Source organism: Streptomyces sp. NBC_01431 (assembly GCF_036231355.1).
Classification (GTDB): domain Bacteria; phylum Actinomycetota; class Actinomycetes; order Streptomycetales; family Streptomycetaceae; genus Streptomyces.
The window spans coordinates 371,284-389,879 of sequence record NZ_CP109496.1 but is presented as its reverse complement, the minus strand read 5'-3'; the positions used below and the strand labels follow the sequence as shown (position 1 = coordinate 389,879).

Sequence of the window (18,596 nt, the reverse complement as noted above, 5' to 3'; positions counted from 1 at the left end):
ACTGCGGCGCTGCATGCTGGCCCGAGCGAGAGGGCTGTGCTTCGGCTGCGTCATCCGCATCGGTAGAAATTCGTCCACACCGGCAGCAGTCCGTCCTCAGTCCACGTCCGCAACGGGTACTGGACGCGTTCGGCGGCTGTGTCGACAGGCGCCACCGCATCGGCGCGCTCGGCGCCCGGCGCACCATGATGGTCGGCTCGCAGCCCAGGACATCCGCGCGCCCAGCGTGTCGATGAACATCGACGGATAGCCGAACTCGCTTCGCATGAGCACGCTGTCGCCTCACGGAGCTGGGCGAGCTGCGTGGCCTCGAGGGCCGCAGCTGCGTGACTGCCGCTGCCCGAGGCGTCTTACTGATGGTTCCAGGATGAAGTCTGCTGTAGGGCTTGGCAGTTGGGAGGTGTGGCGCAGGTGGTCGGGCTGGGGGAGCCCGGCCAGACCATCGGAGGTCCGGTGCATCCGATAGGTGAGCCCCGGGGGCGGCCCGGCTCGGTGAACGGGTCGCGGCAGTCGGTCAGGATCGTGGGCGACCCAGTGAAAGCCGGCGGCCTCGGCCACGGCCTCGTTGGCGATCACCCGTGTTGAGTAGGCCGTCCTCGGCAGGCCCACCTCGTCGAGTACCTGACGCAGGAGCGCGGCCGCTGGGCCGGTGTGCGGACACTCCGGCACGACCAGGAATTCAAGGTTCATGCTTCCAGGGTCGCGCGCCCATGACATCGCTGCCGTGCAACATCTGGCTGACCCGAGGAGGCCCTGCGGGCGAGGCCTGAGCGGCAGCGGAGGGGGTGGCAGACTGGTCGACTGTGCCAGGAACGCCCGGAAGGGTGTGGAACGCGTTGCGGTTTGGATGATGGGGGCGACATGGCTACACACGGCGCGGTCAATGGTGCGGACTCGGATCCGGGCCTGGACCCGGACCCCGACCCGTTCGCGAACCCGGGCCTGGACCCCGACCCGGGTCTGGACCCGGTTGCCGTGTCTGTCGCCGTCTACAGCGACGGGGCCGACGACTACTCGGCCACGCATGCTCCGAAGATGACCGATCGAGTGGAGCGGTTCGCGGGTTGGTTGCCGCGGCCCTCGCTGATCCTGGACGCCGGCTGCGGCCCTGGTCGGGATCTGGCCCGGTTCCGTGCGTACGGCCATGTGGTGCGCGGGGTCGACCTCAACCCGGTGTTCGTAGCCATGGCCCGCGCCCACGCTCCTACTTCCCAGGGCGATCTGCGCGAAGTCGGATCGAAGTTTCCGGCTGGGACGTTCGACGGCATCTGGGCTTCTGCCTCGCTCGTCCACCTGGCTGAGGCCGAGACGGTGGATGTACTCGGCCAGTTCGCCGGGTTGTTGAGGCCAGGTGGCAGGCTGTACGTGTGTCTCAAGGCCACTGGCCGTACGGGCTGGCTCGATGAGCCTGATGGACGCCGCTGGTACACGGTCTGGGGCCAGGACGAGTTCGCCGCCGCCGTGACCGAGGCGGGGTTCGAGGTCGATCGCGTGGACCCGGGCCCGTATGTCGAGGTGTGGGCGACCCGTAAAGGCTGATCCAGAGAGCGGTGAACTCGCCCTGGCACCAGGATGGTTGCTCAGCTCAGCGCATGGAGTGCGGCGAGGATGTCGGCCGGGTCGGCGCGTTTCGTGCAGTCGGCGTGGACGAAGGCCCAGCGGATGATGCCTTCGGCGGCCATGACGTAGGCGGCGGGCAGCGGCAGGGTGCGCGGGTAGCGCCCCCCCCGTGTCGGCGCCGACCTGCTTTGACGAGGAAGCCCTATCCGCAAACACTGCGGCTGCCGAGCACCTCAGCGAACTCCCCCTGGCCCGCGCCATCGTGGAACCCGCGCGAATAGGCCTGGAGGCGCCACCGTGGAAGGAACTCGGTGAATCCATCCCGCGCGCAAGGCAGCCGCCCGGCTGCGGCGCCCTCGCTGCTCCGGATCGCTACGGTGGCGGCCTCACCAACGCGTTTGGGACCAGTGCCGTGCGCAGAACGTGTGCACATACAACGCAGCGCCCTGTTCCGGTGTTCTCGGAGCGGGGCGCTGCGTGTGCGGATGGGCTGGGACGGGGGCTGTCACCTGCCGACGGGTGCGGCACGAACTGGATCACCTCCGGCCCGTACAGACTTCCCGCTCCCGTGCTAGAGCATCGACCCGGCCAGGCCGACCGGTGACCACCCACTTCGACCACGCACTTCGACCACCCACTCCGACTGGCAACGATTGACCACATCGGACCCGGTCCCTGCGCCGTCCTGCGGCGGCCGGTGCGCATGCCTTCGCGGGGTGCGCCGGCCGTTCCGTGCTTCTCGGCCCGGGGCAGTGATCGCCGTGAGTCACTGAACTGGGTAGGCCGCGACGTCCAGTTGGAGGGTGAAGGCAGGGGCGTCGACGGGGCCCCAGGTGATGGTTACCGATCCGGTCCGCGCGGCCCGGAAGGTGACGTGGCTCGTCCCGTCCCCGTCCGTCGCGGTCGAGATGACCGTGGCCAGCATCGGACTGCTGGTGTGCGGCGGCGGCCAGGAACCTCCAGGACGGGGCTCCAGGACAACCGTCACTGTCGTTCCGGGCCGCACGCACAGCCGCCGGGCGGCTGGATCCGTGCTGCCGTGGGTGGTGGTCACAGAACCGGTGGCGCAACCCGAAGACGCAGAACCAGCCCCGGGAGCCGGGGGAGTCCCTGTCGGGGGCCCCGGTATTGTCCGGGCCGGCGCTGACGACCTTGCGGGTGTCGTGCTGGGCAGAGAAGCCGGGGGTTCGGGGGTGCTGGGGCCGCTGCCCGATGGTGCCGCAGAGGGTGCCTCGGCGGAAGGGCGCTCGGGTGCCGAGCGCGCCTGCGTACCGGTGTCGTTGTCTCCGCAGGCGGTGAGGAAGCAGGAGGTCACGACCAGGGCGACCCCGAGCCACAGCAGGCTCGGCCCGTGTCCCCGGCTGCCTGTGTTCGGCGCCGCTGCCACAACGTTCTCCACTTGCCGATGCATGCCACTGTGACGCCGAGGGCCGCGCCTCGGTTCCCGCTGCCGGACAGCCGTGTGGGCGCACTCGGGTTCTTGAGGGTGCGCCCACACTGACTGGTCTACGGGTTCGGAATCAGCGAAGGGTGGTCAGCGGGATCTGTCGCGGCGTACGAGATGCGTCGGCGTTCTGCGCGGTTGTGGCTTGCTGGGATGTGACGGTGCCGCCGGTGAGGCTGAGCGCGCCGGCCGTGTACAGGGCCTCGTCGAAGGCTTGGCCGGAGGTGGGGGCTTTGCCGACGGCGAAGACGGCGACGGACTTGCCGTTCACGACGGAGGTGGACATGTAGTCGCCGACCATGCTGCCCTGGGTGGTGGAGGCGATCTGGGACAGTGACATGGGTCCCGCGACGGTCTGCGGGGTGCTCCAGGTGGTGCCGCCGTCGGTGGAGGAGAGGAATCCGACCTCCAACTGACATGTGGATGCGGTGCAGTTGGCCTGCGGGTAGAAGTAGTAGTACAGGCCGATCCTGGCGGTGGTGCCGGAGGTGGCGTGGTCGATGCCAATGCCCGGGATGAAGTGGTCCACCGTACTGCTGGTCGCGTCGATCGGGACGCGGGTCACGGCGGACCAGGATGTTCCGTTGGTGGACGTGGAGTACACGATGTCGTTGGCGGGGCAGCCGGAGCGGAAGCGGCAGTCCTGCCAGGCGATGTAGATCTTTCCGGAGGCGTCGATCTCGGCGGAGGGCAGGCCCTCGCCGTCGCGCAGGCCGCCCGCCACACCATGGCTACTGACGTTCGCGACCAGTGACGTCGAACTCCAACTGGTGCCGCCATTGGCAGAGTTGAAGGCCTGGATCGAGGAGCCGTTGGCGGAGTAGGGCACCACCACGGTGCCGTTCGGCTGGACCAGGGGCTGGCCGCCGAGGCCGGTCGGGCCGCCGGACGGGGCGACCGGCGCGGACCAGGTGGCGCCGCCGTCGCTAGACGTACTCATCACGACTGCGTTGCCGGACGAGGTGATGTCGACCTCGACGTAGCAGTTGCCGTAGTGGGGGCTGGTGGCGGTGTTGTCGCAGACGATCCATTCCTTGTCGTAGCCCCGGCCGTCGTTGCCGACTGCCAGCACCGGGTTCTGCCAGCTCAGGCCGTCCGAGGAGCGGCTGACCGTGACGCCCGCGCCGTTGGCGTTGGCGTCGATGACCAGTCCGGAGACCATCCAGGTGCCGTGTCTGGCGTCGTAGGCGACCGCAGGGTCGGAGACCCGGGCCCAACTGCCGCCGCCCTGGTAGACGGTGATGCCGGGCAGCATGCCGTGCTGCCAGGTCGCGCCGCCGTCGGTCGAGGTGTTCCAGCCGATGTCGGAGGAGCCGCCGTCGGTGAACCTGCCGACCTGTGAGGAGGCGACGATGGTGTTGCCGTAGGCGAAGGTGTCCGGCTCCAGCTCGGTGGCGTGCTGGCTGGAGGTGTTGGTGAACGGGTCGGTGCTGACCTGGCTCAGAGCGGCCCCGCTGCCGTTGACGGTCAGGGTGAAGGCGGCGGAGTGCGTCGCCGAGGGGCTCGTTCCGGTCACCGTGATCGGGTACGTCCCGGACGGTGTGCTCGTGGCGGTGGTTATGGTCAGCGTGGATGACGAGCCTGCGGTCACCGACGCCGGACTGAAGGCCGCGCTCGCCCCGGACGGCAGGCCGCTCGCCGAGAGGTTCACGGTCTCGGCGGTACCGGACACGACCGCCGTGGAGATCGTGGACGTCGCCGAGGAACCGGCGTTGACGGTCGCCGACGCAGGGCTGTCGGAGATCGAGAAGTCATTGGCTACCGTGCCCGACACCACGATGTCGTCGTACAGGGTGTAGGTGGGGTCACCGGCGTAGTTGTCGTCCTTGCTGATCAGGGTGAGGGTGTAGGAGTGCCCGGCGGTGAGCGCGGCGGTCTTCTGCTTCCAGCCCTGGCCGCTGGTACAGGTCTTGGTCAGCGGCGTGGTGGTGGTGCCGGATGTGTTGTCCTTGAGGGTGGCGGTCGCCCAGTCGTAGGTGACGGTGTCCGGGCAGAACACGTCGTACCAGAAGCTGAGCGAGGGGGATCCGCCCGGCGCGGTGAAGGTCTGCGCGATCGAGGAGTTGCCGTTGGTGGGAGAGGTGCCGCCGACCCGGGCGGTGTAAGTGCCGCTGTGCGCACCCAAGTTGATCGCTGTCGTGGTCCCGGTGGTGGTCCAGCCGGACAGGGTGCCGGTCTCGAAACCGCCGTTGGTGACGTCGGCCATGGCAGGCTGCGCGAACAGGAGACCGGCGAGGGTGAGGGCGGTGACGCTCGTTGTGGCGAGAAGGCTGCGGCGTAACGAAGGTCTGATCATGGACTGCCTCTCTTCAGGAAGGCGGACATGAGCGACGTGCGTACGGGGGTTGGGCGGGGGTGTTCTCTCCCCTGCCGATAGCCGGATTCCAGGGGCCGGGGCGGTCCTGGGGGCGTAGTTGTAGAGGGGAGTCGGCGCAGGGGCCTGCGGGGTTGCTCTCCTTGCTCCTCGGCGTCAGCGGGCAGGAGGGCCTGGGGCGATCACCCAGCCGCCGCTAGCCCCTGCCGTGGACGGGGGAGGCGCCGGGCTCCTCGCGTCGCACGAAGGGAGCGGCGGTGACGTGCGGGTTGGGCAGGGGTGGGGAGGCGGCACGCCAGGCGGCCGAGGGCGGCTTGCTGGCTGACGGGGTGGCGTCTGCCGGCTAGGGAACGTGACACTGAACATCCTTTCTTGAACCCGGAGTTGGTACGGGTACGGCTAGCGAAGGACCTTCACGCAAAAGGTGCCCGCATGTGCGCAATCCGGGAGTGTCGTCCTGGACATGCCACCACGCAAGGGGAGTGGCACACGGCGTCGACGGGAAACCAGGAATTTACTGAGGCTGTCAGGGACGCGGATGCGCGAGTCCTTGGCGGTTCTCCAGGTCCTCCATGCGGTGTGTGGCGGGGTGAGGCGCGGATCGGGCTGCTTCGTGCGGCGTGTGGTGGGGGGCACGGGTCGGGCTGCTCCGTGCGGTGCGGTGCGTGGCGGGGTGGGGCGCGGGTCGGGCTGCTCCGTGCGGTGCGGTGCGGTGCGGTGCGTGGTGGTGGTGGGGGGGGAATGGAACCAGGCTGGTGGGGCCGTTGGCTGGAGTGCGCCCAGCCCGCCGCGGGTAGGTTCATTCTGTGGAGCGCGACAACACCCGTGTGAAGGTCGCATCGATCTGCCTGGCCGTCGTCGGCGTCGGCATCCTGGTCTTCGGCGTCATCGCCGCAGTGGCACCCTCGTCCGGCGACGAGCGGCTCATGCGGGCCGACGGTGTCGCGGCGACCGGCATGGGCCTCTTTGGCGTGCTCATCGCCCTGGTCCCGTTCCGCCGCCGGGAACGGTGGGCGTGGCTCGTGCTGTGGTACTACCCGGTCTTCTGGGGTGCGCACCTCGTGGGTGGATTGCCGCCGGGCAAGGACCACGTCCACCAGGTGGTGTTCATCGCGCTGTCGCTCGCCGGGCTGCTTCTGCCTGTCCGCGAGTTCTTCCTGCGGCCGATGACCAAGGGGACTGGGCAGGCCGCCTCTTGAGGGGTACGAGTCGACGGGAGGCTGCCGGTGGGTCGGCTTGAAGGCAGGGCTGGGTTCGAGGGCGAGGTCTTCCGCGCCGGCGGGATCAGGGCTTGGTAGACCGAGGCCGGCAATCACGTCGAGCTGGAGTCCGCCGACGGCTCGGAACGCGGGACCCCGCACGCCGTCACGCTCACCGGCGGCAACCGACACGACGTCACCCAACTCCTGCCCTTGCGGATGCGGTCCCGCCGATCCGGGGTTTTCGGGGCCGCCCGCGCCGCAGGCCCCGGCGGCTGTACGCCGACCGGGGCTACGACTTCGACAAGTACCGCCGCCTGCTGTGTGAAACGCGGCATCAGACCCCTGAGCGCCCGCCGCGGCGTCGCTCACGGCTCCGGACTGGGCAAGGTTCGCTGGGTGGCCGAGCGCGCCTTCGCTCACCTGCACCGGTTCCGCCGCCTACGGATCCGCTGGGAGATCCGCGACGACATCCACGAGGCCTTCCTCACCCTGGGATGTGCGCTCATCTGCTGGCGACGCCTGTCACAACAGGCCCCGGCTCGCGCTGTCCCGCAATAGCCAAGGCGTTCCTTGTGCTGGTCGGCCAGGTGTTCCGGGCTGCGTTTTTATGCAGGTGCCGTGGCTCTGGTGTCGGGTTCGGCCTGCTGGTCAGTGGTCGAGGAGGGCGATGCGGATGGCTCGTTCGACGTGGGCGGCGGTGTTGGCGTGGCCTTGGGCGTTGGGGTGGACCAGGGTGACGCGCTTGTTGATGGGAGCGCAGTTCAGCAGGGTGCCGGGGAGCTTGGCGGGCCAGTAGTCGGCGGCGTCGCCGCAGATTCCTTCGACCCACTTGGTGCCGGCGGGCTGGCAGGCGTCATGGCCCACACTGGAGGAGTAGACGTCGACGTAGCGGTCGCCGAAGAACGACGTAACGCGCTGGATCGTGCTGTTCAGCGGCTTGAGGACATTGTCACGGAGCCAGTCGATGTCGGCGTGCTTGATCGCGCCCAGCTCGGTGAGGGCAAGGCGGTTGCAGGCACTGCCCTCTTGCGGCAGGACGGCCGGATAGCCGACGGTGATCACCTTGGCATTGGGTGCTGCCTCGTGCACCTTGGCCAGCATTTCGATGTACTCGTCCTGGACCCTGGCGAGCTTGTCCTGGATGCTCTCTTCCCCCTCGGGAGGACTGGTGTAGTGCTCGCGGCACGACTTGCCGGGCATCGCGCCCAGTTCGAGGCATTTGAGGAGCATGCCGCCGAAGGGCAGGCTGTTGCCGCCGACGCCGATGGTGACGATGTCGGTCTTGTCGTTGAGCTTTGCTCGCTGGATCTGCGGGTCCACCGCCGTCCAGCCACCGGCGGGGGGCTGGACCGGGCTGATCGGTGTCTGCTTGGCCGTGGCGATGTCGGCGATGGTGGCGTTGCCGCAGCTGACGTTGGTCAGGTGGACGTACTTGCCCGGCGGGAACTCGGCAAGCTCCCGGTCGACAACGCCGGGGTAGGCGTCGGTGGTCCGGTCACATCCATCCCGCGACGCACTGCCGAGCGGGGGCTGCGGGTCCCCGACGAACCCGCCGGCGGTGTACGAGTCACCCAGCGCGGCCCATTCGTACTGGTCGGCCGCACCGGCGGAGCCCGAGGGAAGAAGCGCGGCCGCTGTCAGCGCGAGCCCCACGGCCAGTGCTCGCGTTCGCGGGCGGTTAACGGGGTGCCGCATGGATTTTCCAGGACAGGCCAGCTGAAGGGCCGTCGAGGCGAGGGCTGCCAGTCGGCCCATAGGCGTCGGACGCATCCCAATTCCTCTTTCACTCAACGTAGTTCTATGACTACGCATTGAAGTTAGGGGAGGGCATGCGCCCGACCGGCAGGTACGCCGGGTAAACCACCCAGGTGTATCGCGCTGAGGCTCTGGTCGCTTCGAGTGCGTCGGGTGGCCAACCCACGACAGCGAAGAGACGGCTATAGACAACTGGCGGCGTCGGACTGCACCAGGAGGACCTGGGCGCCGGAGGGCAGCCTCATTCTGGAACGATCAGTGAGCTGCTTCAGAATGGCCATCGATCGGGTGATGCGATCTGACGAACAAGCAGGTCAGAGGCATAGATCGCCACGCTCGGGTGACCAAGTTGAAGAAGCTCGGTGAAGCCGCTCGTTCCACCATCCCCCCATTCCAGATGCCGTGCGCGCCTCCCTGATGATTCCGCCGCCCAGGCGCGCCGTTTGATGGAACTCCCGCCGTCCCGCTCTCCACGTCTCGTGACATGCACAGCCAGTGCCTGGAGTTGGCTTGGCACCTCACCGGCCCGGACGCCAGAGAGGTGGCAGCCAGTCGTCCTGCGGCATGAGCAGCGTGCTGCGTCTCTCGGCGCGCAGGTGCGGTGCCTTCGCGGCTGGAGAAATGCATGAGGGTTCAGTGGTTGCCGTCGCCGGTGGCCAGGGCCAGCAGGCCGCTCTCGTTGGCGACGTAGACGTAGCCCAGGGTGGCGATCCGTCCGTAGGCGTCGAGCATGCCGCCCATACGAGCCCCGGAGTTGGACTGTGTGAATCGCATGTGTTCTGCGGTGCTGGCTGGTGTTGGCGCCGGAGGTGCCTGGCCTACTGGCTCGTGTGGTCCGCAGCGTCTCCCCGGCCAGCTCCAGCCGGTTCGGTCACTGACCGCCGCCAGCACGCGGGTGGAGTCGGTGCGCTGCTTGCCACAAGCGCGACCAGCCCGGCCGCCCCCGCGCTCAGAACACCTCGGCGAACTCAGTGGCTGTGAACAGTTTGCTCAGTTCGTCACGTACCCGCGTTGCCAGCGGGTACGGGCCCCGCGCCGTCACTGCCGCGCCATCTGCGCGTTTAGCTCCGGCAGTTGCGGCCACGGCCTCGACTGCACCGATATGCCGCACGCCCACCCGCGACCGGGAACACGAAGACGGCCGCTGCTGTCCTGGGCCACGAGTCGTCAGCCCTGCTGGGCACGGAGCAAGCCAGCAGGGTCGGTGACCGGGTTCGCACCAGCATCGCCCTGTGCACCGCCATGGGCTCGGTCCTGCGTCGGATCTGCCCTTCCTGTGACCGACAGGGGCAACTATTCGGATGGAACGTCCAGCTCCGGCCCTCCGGGTGGTGAGATCCAGCCATCTGCCTGCCGGTGGTGACGAACACAACCGGCAGGAGGGCGGGATGCAGGGGGGTTCTCGTCCTCCCGCCGGGCTCCTTTTGGCCACAGCCATCAAAATCGGCCCGGCTGGCCAAATCCGCTCGGTTTGCGTAACGGCGTTAAGGTCTGGTTTCTGGCTTGCGCGAAATGGACACAATGAGACTTTTCGGTGATCCACTTCCTTGACTCGTTCAAGATCGCGATGCCTATAGTGGCGTGCGCTTCGAGCAAGAGGTCAATCGCGGCCCATTGCTTCGCGTGAAGAGGGTGAAGAGCGTGGAGAGTATGACGCCTGGCGAGGGGATATTTCTGTGGTGACCTCCGGATTTGCCTCCGAATTAACCCGCTCGGCAGTGTCGTTCTTTGTGGATCTCGCCATGTCCGAACAATGACTGGATGTAGGCGTTTTCTTGCAGTCAATGGGGCCGAAGGCTTTCGAAATGGCGACAGGAAAGAGGGTGGGCGTGGAGATACTCCAGATCCCTGACATTGAAAGACGCGCACTGAACGCGCTTGTTCCAGTCGGTTCCGCACCCTCTGTAAGGCTCGGAACGCTGGGGCCAGAAGGGACCAGCAGTGAGTACATTGCCCAACTTCTGGCGCGCACCCTCGGTGACCGTGGAGGATTTCAAATCCTCCTGGAGAACACGTACGAACAATGCGCAAATTCCCTTACGGGAGGGCGTGTCGACCTCGTGTTGGTGGCCCATGCTTATCCCAAGATAAACGCCTTCTATATGAACCCGGGTTTGGAGCCAGCAGCTGTTTTTCGTGGGAGTACTCCGGAGTACGGCCTGGCGACCAGGCTGAATTTCGCCTTCCGTGAAGAACTGCTCTACAGGGATACTGTCGTATCCCATCCGGCGCCCGTTCCGTTGCTGGGTCACCATTTCGACGGTCCGGTGAAACTGGCCATCGCGGACTCCACGAGTCAGGCCGCCGGAAGTGTCGCCGACGGGCGGTACAACATCGCCATCACGAATGAGCGGGCCGTCGAGCAGCACAGCCTGAAGTTCGTCTACAAATTCTCACGGATCCCCATGACGTGGACTGTGTTCTCCCGAAGGAAGGACCGCAAATGACCGCGCAAACTCACGAGCGCCGCTACTTCCCGGCTCCCGACGTGATGCTCAACGAGGATGGGATCCGTTTCGAGTCCTATCGGCGTGAAGCCACCGAGGTGAGGGTTGCCTTCATGCCTCCCGGCGCCGTCCTGGAGACTCGTTCCTCCGATGCTGCGCAGGTCGGGATGGTGGTTCGCGGCGAACTGTCCGTGACGGTCGGGGACGTGACGAAGCTGATGAGGCCCGAGGGGGACGTCTACGTCGCCCCTGTCGGCGTTGCGCTCGCGGCCGTCAACACGTCTGCGGAAGAAACCGTGGTCCTGGAGATCCGGCGCGGCACCCCGGGCGATTCCTACCCCGCGCCGGACGGCTACTTTCTGGAGCCGATCGAGTCGCGCAAGTTCGTCGGGATGGACGTCACGTTCTTTCTGGCCGACTGGATCGAGCTCATGATCGCCGATATTCCCAGTGGCGGCGAGATGCCCTATCACAAGCACTCACACGAGCAGATAGGGATATGCCTCGAAGGGAGGTACGAAATGACGGTCGAAGAGGCGAGTCATGAGCTGCGGTTCGGCGGTACCTACTTCTGTGCGAGCCAGGAGGGCCACGGCGCCGCAAACCCCAATACGGGAGTGGCGCGCTCCCTCAACATCTTCATTCCGCCCCGCTATCACCGGGTGCCCAAAGAGGACAGCGGGCCGGAGAAGAATGGGCAGGAATCTGAGTGACGCGGGTTGCCATAGTTCTGGGCGCCAGTCGCGGCATCGGGCGGGCAACCGCATTGCACTTGAGCTCCAAAGGCTACGTGACCGTACTCTGTGCCCGGAGTTCGGATGCGTTGGAGAGAGTCGCCGGAGACACCGTAGGCGGGCAGCCGGTCCACGTGTTTCCGGGCGACATCACCGTGCCGTCCTACCGTGATGAACTGGTCAACTACGCGAAACGCCGATTCGGCAGGATCGACGTGCTGGTCAACAACGCGCCAGGCCCGGCGCCCGGCTTCTTCGATCATGTGACCAGCGATGACGTGAGCTCTGCGATGGGCCAGAAGCTCGTGCCCTACCTGGACCTGATCAAGTCCGTCGCGCCGGTGATGATGAGGGATCAATTCGGCCGGATCGTCAATGTCGTCGGAAACATCGGGAAAGAGCCCGCCCCCGGCATGTTCCTCTCCGGTCTGGTGAATGCGGCCGTCTCGAATGCGAGCAAGTATCTGGCGAGTCAGTACGCCAGGCACAACATCACCGTGAACTGCGTGCACCCCGGCACCATCCGGACCCAGCGCTACGACCGAGCCGTGGAGCAGATGAGCCGGGCCGGCGGGATATCGCGGCAACAGGCCGAGGACCGACTGAGAGAGGCAATTCCCGTGGACAGGCCGGGGAGCGCCGACGAGGTCGCCGCCGTCATCGGGTTTCTGGCATCCGACGCGGCGTCCTATCTGACCGGGCAACAGATCTCGGTCGACGGGGGGCAACTGACATGCGTGTGAAAGGGGACGAGTTCATGTTCGAGGACAGCGTGGTCGTGGTCACCGGTGCCGCGTCCGGGATCGGGAAGCAGACCGCGATCGAGTTCGCCCGCCAGGGCGCGAAGGTCGTCGTCGGGGACATCGACGAGGAAGGCGGCACCGCTGTCGTCGCCGGGCTGACGAGCAAAGGACACGATGCGGTCTTCGTCAGGACCGACCTCACGAGCGAGGAGGACTGCGAGAACCTGATGGCTGCCGCGGCCGGAAACTTCGGCCGGGTCGACATCCTGGTCAACAACGCCGGCATCGAGATCTCCACGCCGCTTCACGAGATGCCCGTGGCCGAGTGGGACAAGCTGCTCGACACCAATCTCAAGAGCATGTTCCTGTGCTCGAAGTACGCCCTGCACCAGATGATCGAGGCGACGAGCGGCGTGATCGTGAACGTCTGCTCCGTGAGCGGGCTGGTGGCCTGGCCCGGCATCGCTGCCTACAACACCACCAAGGGGGGAGTGATGATGCTGACGAAATCGCTCGCCGCCGACTACGCGAAGTACAACATCAGGGCCAACTGTGTCTGCCCCAGCATCATCGACACGCCGATGACGGACACGTCCATCGGCAACGACGCCGCTGTGAAGGAACAGAAGGCGAAGCTGAATCCGATCGGGCGGCTGGGCACCCCCGAAGACGTCGCGAACGCGATCCTGTTCCTCGCATCGGACAAGTCGTCATTCGTCACGGGTGCCGCGCTCACTGTCGATGGCGGCTACACGGCCATCTAGCCGTGCCCATCGCATGCAACTGGAAGAAAGGTTGGCCGGAGTGCCGGATGGATTGAGCAGCAGGGAGGGCACGGCGGGGTTCCCCCTACTCACGGTGCTCGCGCTGATGGCGGGGATATTCGCCGTCGGTTCGGAGGAGTTGGTTGTCTCACCCCTCCTCGTGGACATGGCCGGGTCGTTCGACATGTCGGTGGCCGTGATGGCGCTCTCCGTCACCGTCTACGGCATCGGTACGGCGGTTGGTGCCCTGCTCTTCGCCCCGCTCGGGGACAAGGTGTCACGACGCCTCAGCCTGTTGGTCGGGATGACGGTGTTCGTCCTGGGCACCGTGCTGTGCGCGTCCGCCGGCGGGCCGGGGGTGTTCTTCACCGGACGGGCCTTGTCCGGCCTGGCGACGGGTGCGTTCGTGCCGACTGCCTACGCGTTCGTCGGTGATCAGATCCCGTATCGCCATCGGGCCAAGGCCATGGGGATCGTCGTATCGAGCTGGTCGCTGTCACTCGTCCTGGGGGTCCCGCTGGGATCCTTCATCGGGAAGTGGGTGAGTTGGAGGTGGGCGTTCGCCCTGCTGACCGTCCTGGGTGTCCTCGTGATCTGCGTACTGCTGCGGGTTCGGAGCGAGAGCCGGCCCCGTCCTGACACCCCGTCACACGCGTCGGAAGAGGATGCGACGGGGCCCTCGGGGAAGGGCTGGGCGCGATCGGCCGCCCGTGCCTTCCTGGCGCCCAACGTGCTCGTGTACATACTGGCGACGTTCCTGAACATGCTCGGCTTCTACGGCATGTACACCTATCTCGGCAGCGCCCTGCAGTACCAGTTCGGTTCCCAGAGTCTCCTGACCGGCATCATGATCCTTGTCTACGGGCTGGGGTTCTCGACGAGCTTCGTCACCGGCCGGTGGGCCGACGAACTGGGCAAGGAGAAGGTGCTCGTCGGGCTGCTGGCAGGGCTGGTCCCGGCACTGGTGGTCGTCCCGCTGGTCGTGCGCTGGACACCGCTGCTGATGGTCTGTCTCTTCCTGTGGGGCGCCATGCAGAGCCTGGTCGTCACGCTGCTCAGCACGCTGCTCAGCGAAAGTTCTCAGCACTATCGCGGGACCGTCCTCGCCTTCTACAGCTTCACGACCAACCTCGCCGTGGCCATGGGGGCCGCCGTCCTCGGCCCCCTGTTCGCCGCACACGGATTTACCGCGGTGGGCTGGGCCTGCGGCGGTATCACCCTCGTCGCGTTCGGCCTGAGCGGATGGGCATACGGGCGCCGCAACGAAGGGGAGCCGGCCCGTGCGGGCGCTGAGGCCGAGGAACACGAGACGAAGGTGGTCGCCGGTGAAGACTGAGTTCGCACGTCGGCTCCTGGACCTGCCCAGAAGTTCGTTCGCGACGACCGTGAGCAGGATCGACCAACTCGTCAAGGCTGGAGAGGACGTCGTCAACCTGTGCCAGGGGAATCCCGATCTTCCGACCCCGCCCCACATCGTCGAAGCGCTGCGCAGGGAAGTGCTCGACCCCGCCACCCACCGATACCCGGCCTTCTCCGGGCTGCTCGAACTCAAGGCTGCCGTCGCCCAGTGGTACGCGACGCATCACCAGGTTCACCTGGACCCCGAGTCCGAGGTCGCGATCCTGTTCGGCGCGAAAGCGGGTCTGGTGGAGATCAGCCAGTGTCTGCTGAATCCGGGCGATGTCTGCCTGATGCCAGACCCGGCCTTCCCCGACTACTGGTCAGGAGTGGTCCTCGCCAGGGCGCGGATGCATGCCATGCCGCTACTGCGGGAGAACGGTTTCCTGCCCGACTACTCGGCCCTCGACCCGGCCACCTGCGACCGGGCGAAGCTGATGTTCCTGAACTATCCCAACAACCCCACCTCCGTGACGGCACCGCCGGAGTTCTACGAGGAAACGGTCCGGTTCGCCGCACGGAACCAGGTGGTCGTGGCATCCGACTTCGCGTACGCAGCGCTGGGCTTCGACGGCCGGGCCCCCTGCTCCTTCCTGCAGACGGACGGTGCCATGGAAGTGGGCGTCGAGTTCATCTCGCTGTCGAAGATGTTCAACATGGCCGGATGGCGGATCGGAGCCGTCGTCGGCAACCCCGATGTCGTCGCCGCGATCAACCTCCTCCAGGAGCACTACTACGTCTCCCTCCCGTCCTTCATCCAGCGGGCGGCCGCCGTCGCCCTGACCGGCCCCCAGGACTGCGTTGAGGAACTGGCGAGGACCTACGAGCGCCGACGGGACGTCTTCGTGGCGGGAGTACGGGACGCCGGATGGCACATCGACCTGCCCCAGTCGATCTTCGCCTGGTTGCCGGTGCCCGGCGGAGGCAGCTCCAGCGCGTTCGCCGACGACCTGCTGACCCGGGCCAAGGTGGCGGTGGCACCCGGCCGTTGGTTCGGAGAACACGGCGAAGGATACGTACGGGTGAGCCTGCTGGCACCGGAGGACCGGCTCAAGGAGGCCGTCATCCGCCTGGCCGACTTACGAAACGGCACACACAAGGACCCCGACCATGACTGACACGAACGAAGCCGGTGCCCGGATCGAAGCGGATCGCGTAGCGATCGACTGCCTCGATGTGCGCATCATCGACCTGCTCGCCGAACGGGCCCGGATATCCGCCCGCATCCAGCAGAGCCGCATGCACTCCGGCGGGCCGCGCATGGTGTTCTCCCGGGAAATGGACATTCTGTCCCGCTACCAGGACGGACTCGGAGCGGGCGGCACCCAGATCGCGATGAACGTACTCAAACTGTGCCGAGGAGAAGCCCTGTGATCCGCCACATCGTGCTCTTCAAGTTCAAGCCGGGGGTCGACTGGAACGACCCGCGCGCCTTGGCGGCGGAACGCACCGCCGCCAAGGTGGGCAGCCAAGTACCCGAAGTCCGTGACTGGCGATACGGGCGCAACGTGTCCGCGCGGGACATCGCATACGACTTTCTCACCGAGGGAGTCATGGACGACATGGACAAGGTCGACCGCTACCTCGTCCATCCCTTTCACCACGACGCGATCCGGCAGTGGCGGGAGATCAGCGACTGGGTCATCGTCGACGTAGAGGTGTGACAGAAGGCCGCTCCGGGAGCAGACCGGCTGAGCGGTCCGAGCGAAAGGCGCCTGCCAGGGCAAAAGCCCCGGGCAAGCGCCTTCCGCGTGCCGCGAGGCCGTGTATCGAAAATGGATCTTGATCTGTGAATGGTCGCTTTCCATGGCGCGGGGTGAGCTCACGGACGGTCAATGGGCGATGTGGGAGCGGCTGTTGCCGAGGGGAAGGAGGGCGGGGCGACTGCCCGTTCGGTCCGGCCGCGACTGATCGACGGCCTGCGGTTCCGCGTCCGAACCGGTGGCCCGTGGCGGGATGCACCCGTCGAGTACGGGCTCCTGGGGCTGGGCCTACGACATGGTCCGCCGATGGCAGCGGGACGACACGTGGCACCGGACTCCTCACCCGGCTCCAGTGGTTGGCCGACGCGAAGGGCGCGATCAGATGGGACCTGAGCGTCGACTCCACGGTGTGCCGTGCCCATCAGCATGCGGCTGGTGCTCGCGAGCAGAGCGACCTGCAGAAGGAACCGCTGGGCGGTGTCTTCTCCGAACCCGGCGATCACGGGCTGGGGCGCTCGCGGGCGATGGGTTCTGTCCCTTCTTCGCACCGGTTGTGATGACGAGCCCCCGCGGCCGAGCCGCTTGTGCTCGTGAACGACGAGGGTCACGCGCCGTTGCATGAGGTCGTTTCAGACATTTAGCCGCTTGCGACAACTCATGAAACGACCTAAGAAACACCGTCTCCCCCTTCGGGTCGCGGTTGCCGAAGTCGCATCTCCGGGTCACCGTCCAGGGGAATTGATCACTGCTGTCGCGCGGGGGAGCCCGCGGCGGGCAGAGTCTTCTTCATTGCTGGGTCAAACCGCTCGCGATGGAAAGCTCACCAGGCCAGGCAGAGACACGGCTGCCCCTATGGCGCGGGGCTCCGGGGCGCGGTGTTCCGTCACGTCGGCAGAGGGCCGGTCGCCTGCCCCGGGGCGGGTGCAGCATGGCACGTACCAGTGGTGCAGCAGGGCGATCCCCGACGATGGCCGACAACTTCCGTGCGAGCAGCCTTGTTCGACGCGTGGCGATCCGTCACGGCAGCTCCCGGCCGCCCGCCTGGCATACGTGTGCTCAGGGTGCAAGGCTCACAAGCAGGTACTTGAAGTCCGTGAGCCACGGCGGCTGTTGGGGCAGCCGCCGCAGGATCATCAACGGGCTTTCACCGTGGACGACGGTTGGAAGCCAGGATGATGACGCGGCAGTTCAGTGCCGGCCCGTCAGGAACACCGAGCGCAGTTTGAGGCGGGCTGTGGTGGGGTTCCCGTGCGGGCGCAGCGTCCAGGAGTCGCCGGTGCAGTTGGGCTCGGTGAACACCATCACCCACTCGTCCGTGTCGTTGTGCGGGGCGAAAGCAGGCTCGGAAGAGCCCGGGTCCGCTACTTCAGGGAGCACCACGCAGCCGGGACTTGCGGGGTCGTGGAGGGTGACCGACTGTGGATGGCCGTGGAGCCCGACGAACTCGTAGGAGAAGTCACCGGTGGCGGCGCTCGCCGACCCGGACTGCGTCAGGAGGAGAGTGAGCGCGCCGAGTGCGGCGGCAGCGGTGTGGCGAAGGCGCATGAAACCTCTTTCTGTCTGAGAAGTCGGCGGCTCCACTGGGGAGCCGCACCCTGGCGCGTTGCTGTTCCTCTGGGCCATCCCCTGACGACAGCTCCCTGATGCGCCATGTCACCCGCACGGGAACTGGCGTATCGATCCTTCGCACGTCTCATGAGTCGGCTGTCCTGTTCGTCTTTGATCTGCCGGGGCCTCTTGTTTCGAGTGCGGACGCCAATACCGGCTGTCCTGCTCGGGTCGGCCTCCAGGTCCGGACCAGCGTCCAGAACCTGGGGACGTCGAGTCGTACCCGAAGATGCCGCACGGCTATGTGTGTGGCCTTACCGATGAACGGTGCTCCTGAGGGTGAGTTGTGGCGTCCGGTTGGTGTCGTGGGCGGGGCTGGGGGAGCAGACCGGGGCAGCACGGAGTGCTCTTGGGCGGTGGCTCTTTCTGCGGGGGTAGCTCTTTCATGGCCGCAGGAGGGGCGCCGGGGATTGTCCTGAGACGCAGACGGTGTCGTCCGCGGATGGCGGTGGATGGCCGTGAGCGGCGGAGGATGCCGCCGGGTTTGCCGGGAGGCGGCTGCGTGCGCCCGGGGGAGCCGACTCCCCTCCGCCCCCTCGGGCGCACTTCCCTCGGCCCGGCACCCAGGAGTGCGGGAGGAGCCCCTGGTCGGTGTGGTGCCGGGGGGAGGGGTCGCAGCAGCACTCTCTGAGCGTCTGGCCGCATCCTGACCGGCCGCCCAGCCGCAGTCCCCGGCCAGTCGGCCGCGCTGTGAGGAGGATCAGCGCGGCCGACTCGTCGTGCCCCAGCACCCCCATGGGGCACTCCGGTGATGTGGGTCTCCCGTTGGGGCACGCCCAAACCCCTGCCAGTGGTCCAGGTTGGTGGGAGGGCGCGGGGTTAGGCGGTGGGAGGGTGTTCGGCGAGGGTTTGCTGGCGTGCGCGGCTACAGGGGCGGCAAGCGGGGTCGGGGCCCTTGTCTGCCCGCTTGGTAGCCGTCGCTCC

At 67.0% G+C, this 18,596-nt stretch carries 15 protein-coding genes and 1 pseudogene; 11 read left to right on the top strand and 5 right to left on the bottom strand.

The window, feature by feature from the left end; translation table 11 throughout:
• The first annotated feature begins 861 nt into the window (after nt 1–861).
• Nucleotides 862–1,539, top strand: a complete 678-nt coding sequence (locus OG522_RS01995; RefSeq protein ID WP_329461162.1) for a class I SAM-dependent methyltransferase — start codon at nt 862–864, stop codon at nt 1,537–1,539.
• A gap of 787 nt (nt 1,540–2,326) precedes the next feature.
• Here OG522_RS01995 and OG522_RS01990 read toward each other — a convergent pair.
• Nucleotides 2,327–2,614, bottom strand: coding sequence for a hypothetical protein (locus OG522_RS01990; RefSeq protein ID WP_329461161.1), 288 nt, complete (start codon nt 2,612–2,614; stop codon nt 2,327–2,329).
• Nucleotides 2,615–3,080: 466 nt separating this feature from the next.
• Entirely contained in the window at nt 3,081–5,300 is a 2,220-nt protein-coding gene (locus OG522_RS01985) for a sialidase family protein (RefSeq protein ID WP_329461160.1), read from the bottom strand.
• An 824-nt stretch (nt 5,301–6,124) separates the two neighbouring features.
• On the opposite strand from OG522_RS01985, the gene OG522_RS01980 reads away from it, so the two are divergent.
• Together OG522_RS01980 and OG522_RS01975 are read left to right on the top strand one after the other, a co-directional pair.
• Nucleotides 6,125–6,517, top strand: coding sequence for a hypothetical protein (locus OG522_RS01980; RefSeq protein ID WP_329461159.1), 393 nt, complete (start codon nt 6,125–6,127; stop codon nt 6,515–6,517).
• A gap of 150 nt (nt 6,518–6,667) precedes the next feature.
• Nucleotides 6,668–7,078, top strand: a pseudogene (locus OG522_RS01975) (transposase); the annotation flags it as partial.
• A gap of 90 nt (nt 7,079–7,168) precedes the next feature.
• On the opposite strand, the gene OG522_RS01970 reads toward OG522_RS01975, so the two are convergent.
• Together OG522_RS01970 and OG522_RS01965 are read right to left on the bottom strand one after the other, a co-directional pair.
• The gene (locus tag OG522_RS01970; RefSeq protein WP_329461158.1) at nt 7,169–8,215 is read right to left on the bottom strand and encodes an SGNH/GDSL hydrolase family protein; all 1,047 of its coding nucleotides are present in this window, start codon (nt 8,213–8,215) and stop codon (nt 7,169–7,171) included.
• Nucleotides 8,216–8,908: 693 nt separating this feature from the next.
• Nucleotides 8,909–9,049 (bottom strand): hypothetical protein, encoded by a 141-nt coding sequence (locus tag OG522_RS01965; protein WP_329461157.1) that lies wholly within the window; start codon nt 9,047–9,049, stop codon nt 8,909–8,911.
• A gap of 1,031 nt (nt 9,050–10,080) precedes the next feature.
• Between OG522_RS01965 and OG522_RS01960 the strand changes: the two genes are divergently transcribed.
• From OG522_RS01960 to OG522_RS01925, 8 genes are read left to right on the top strand one after another with little or no spacing between them, the layout of a single operon-like run.
• On the top strand, nt 10,081–10,722 hold the full coding sequence (locus OG522_RS01960) for a hypothetical protein (RefSeq protein WP_329461156.1): 642 nt from the start codon (nt 10,081–10,083) through the stop codon (nt 10,720–10,722).
• On the top strand, nt 10,719–11,435 hold the full coding sequence (locus OG522_RS01955) for a cupin domain-containing protein (protein ID WP_329461155.1): 717 nt from the start codon (nt 10,719–10,721) through the stop codon (nt 11,433–11,435). Before OG522_RS01960 ends, OG522_RS01955 begins: the two co-directional genes overlap by 4 nt.
• Entirely contained in the window at nt 11,432–12,199 is a 768-nt protein-coding gene (locus OG522_RS01950) for an SDR family oxidoreductase (protein WP_329461154.1), read from the top strand. Before OG522_RS01955 ends, OG522_RS01950 begins: the two co-directional genes overlap by 4 nt.
• A 14-nt stretch (nt 12,200–12,213) precedes the next feature.
• The gene (locus tag OG522_RS01945; protein ID WP_329461153.1) at nt 12,214–12,963 is read left to right on the top strand and encodes an SDR family NAD(P)-dependent oxidoreductase; all 750 of its coding nucleotides are present in this window, start codon (nt 12,214–12,216) and stop codon (nt 12,961–12,963) included.
• A gap of 52 nt (nt 12,964–13,015) precedes the next feature.
• On the top strand, nt 13,016–14,299 hold the full coding sequence (locus OG522_RS01940) for an MFS transporter (protein ID WP_329461152.1): 1,284 nt from the start codon (nt 13,016–13,018) through the stop codon (nt 14,297–14,299).
• Nucleotides 14,289–15,479 (top strand): aminotransferase class I/II-fold pyridoxal phosphate-dependent enzyme, encoded by a 1,191-nt coding sequence (locus OG522_RS01935; RefSeq protein WP_329461151.1) that lies wholly within the window; start codon nt 14,289–14,291, stop codon nt 15,477–15,479. Before OG522_RS01940 ends, OG522_RS01935 begins: the two co-directional genes overlap by 11 nt.
• Nucleotides 15,472–15,735, top strand: coding sequence for a chorismate mutase (locus tag OG522_RS01930; protein WP_329461150.1), 264 nt, complete (start codon nt 15,472–15,474; stop codon nt 15,733–15,735). Before OG522_RS01935 ends, OG522_RS01930 begins: the two co-directional genes overlap by 8 nt.
• Complete coding sequence (locus OG522_RS01925) at nt 15,732–16,025, top strand: Dabb family protein (RefSeq protein ID WP_329461149.1); 294 nt, start codon at nt 15,732–15,734, stop codon at nt 16,023–16,025. The genes OG522_RS01930 and OG522_RS01925 overlap by 4 nt, the downstream gene beginning before the upstream one ends.
• A 1,227-nt stretch (nt 16,026–17,252) precedes the next feature.
• Here OG522_RS01925 and OG522_RS01920 read toward each other — a convergent pair.
• Entirely contained in the window at nt 17,253–17,609 is a 357-nt protein-coding gene (locus OG522_RS01920; protein ID WP_329461148.1) for a hypothetical protein, read from the bottom strand.
• Nucleotides 17,610–18,596 lie beyond the last annotated feature (987 nt).

What these genes read in the sequence shown, in the direction of transcription:
- OG522_RS01995 (WP_329461162.1), top strand. Translation starts at nt 862, where the DNA reads ATGGCTACACACGGCGCGGTCAATGGTGCGGACTCGGATCCGGGCCTG.
- OG522_RS01985 (WP_329461160.1), bottom strand. Translation starts at nt 5,300, where the DNA reads ATGATCAGACCTTCGTTACGCCGCAGCCTTCTCGCCACAACGAGCGTC.
- OG522_RS01970 (WP_329461158.1), bottom strand. Translation starts at nt 8,215, where the DNA reads ATGCGGCACCCCGTTAACCGCCCGCGAACGCGAGCACTGGCCGTGGGG.
- OG522_RS01965 (WP_329461157.1), bottom strand. Translation starts at nt 9,049, where the DNA reads ATGCGATTCACACAGTCCAACTCCGGGGCTCGTATGGGCGGCATGCTC.
- OG522_RS01960 (WP_329461156.1), top strand. Translation starts at nt 10,081, where the DNA reads ATGGCGACAGGAAAGAGGGTGGGCGTGGAGATACTCCAGATCCCTGAC.
- OG522_RS01955 (WP_329461155.1), top strand. Translation starts at nt 10,719, where the DNA reads ATGACCGCGCAAACTCACGAGCGCCGCTACTTCCCGGCTCCCGACGTG.
- OG522_RS01945 (WP_329461153.1), top strand. Translation starts at nt 12,214, where the DNA reads ATGTTCGAGGACAGCGTGGTCGTGGTCACCGGTGCCGCGTCCGGGATC.
- OG522_RS01930 (WP_329461150.1), top strand. Translation starts at nt 15,472, where the DNA reads ATGACTGACACGAACGAAGCCGGTGCCCGGATCGAAGCGGATCGCGTA.
- OG522_RS01920 (WP_329461148.1), bottom strand. Translation starts at nt 17,609, where the DNA reads ATGCGCCTTCGCCACACCGCTGCCGCCGCACTCGGCGCGCTCACTCTC.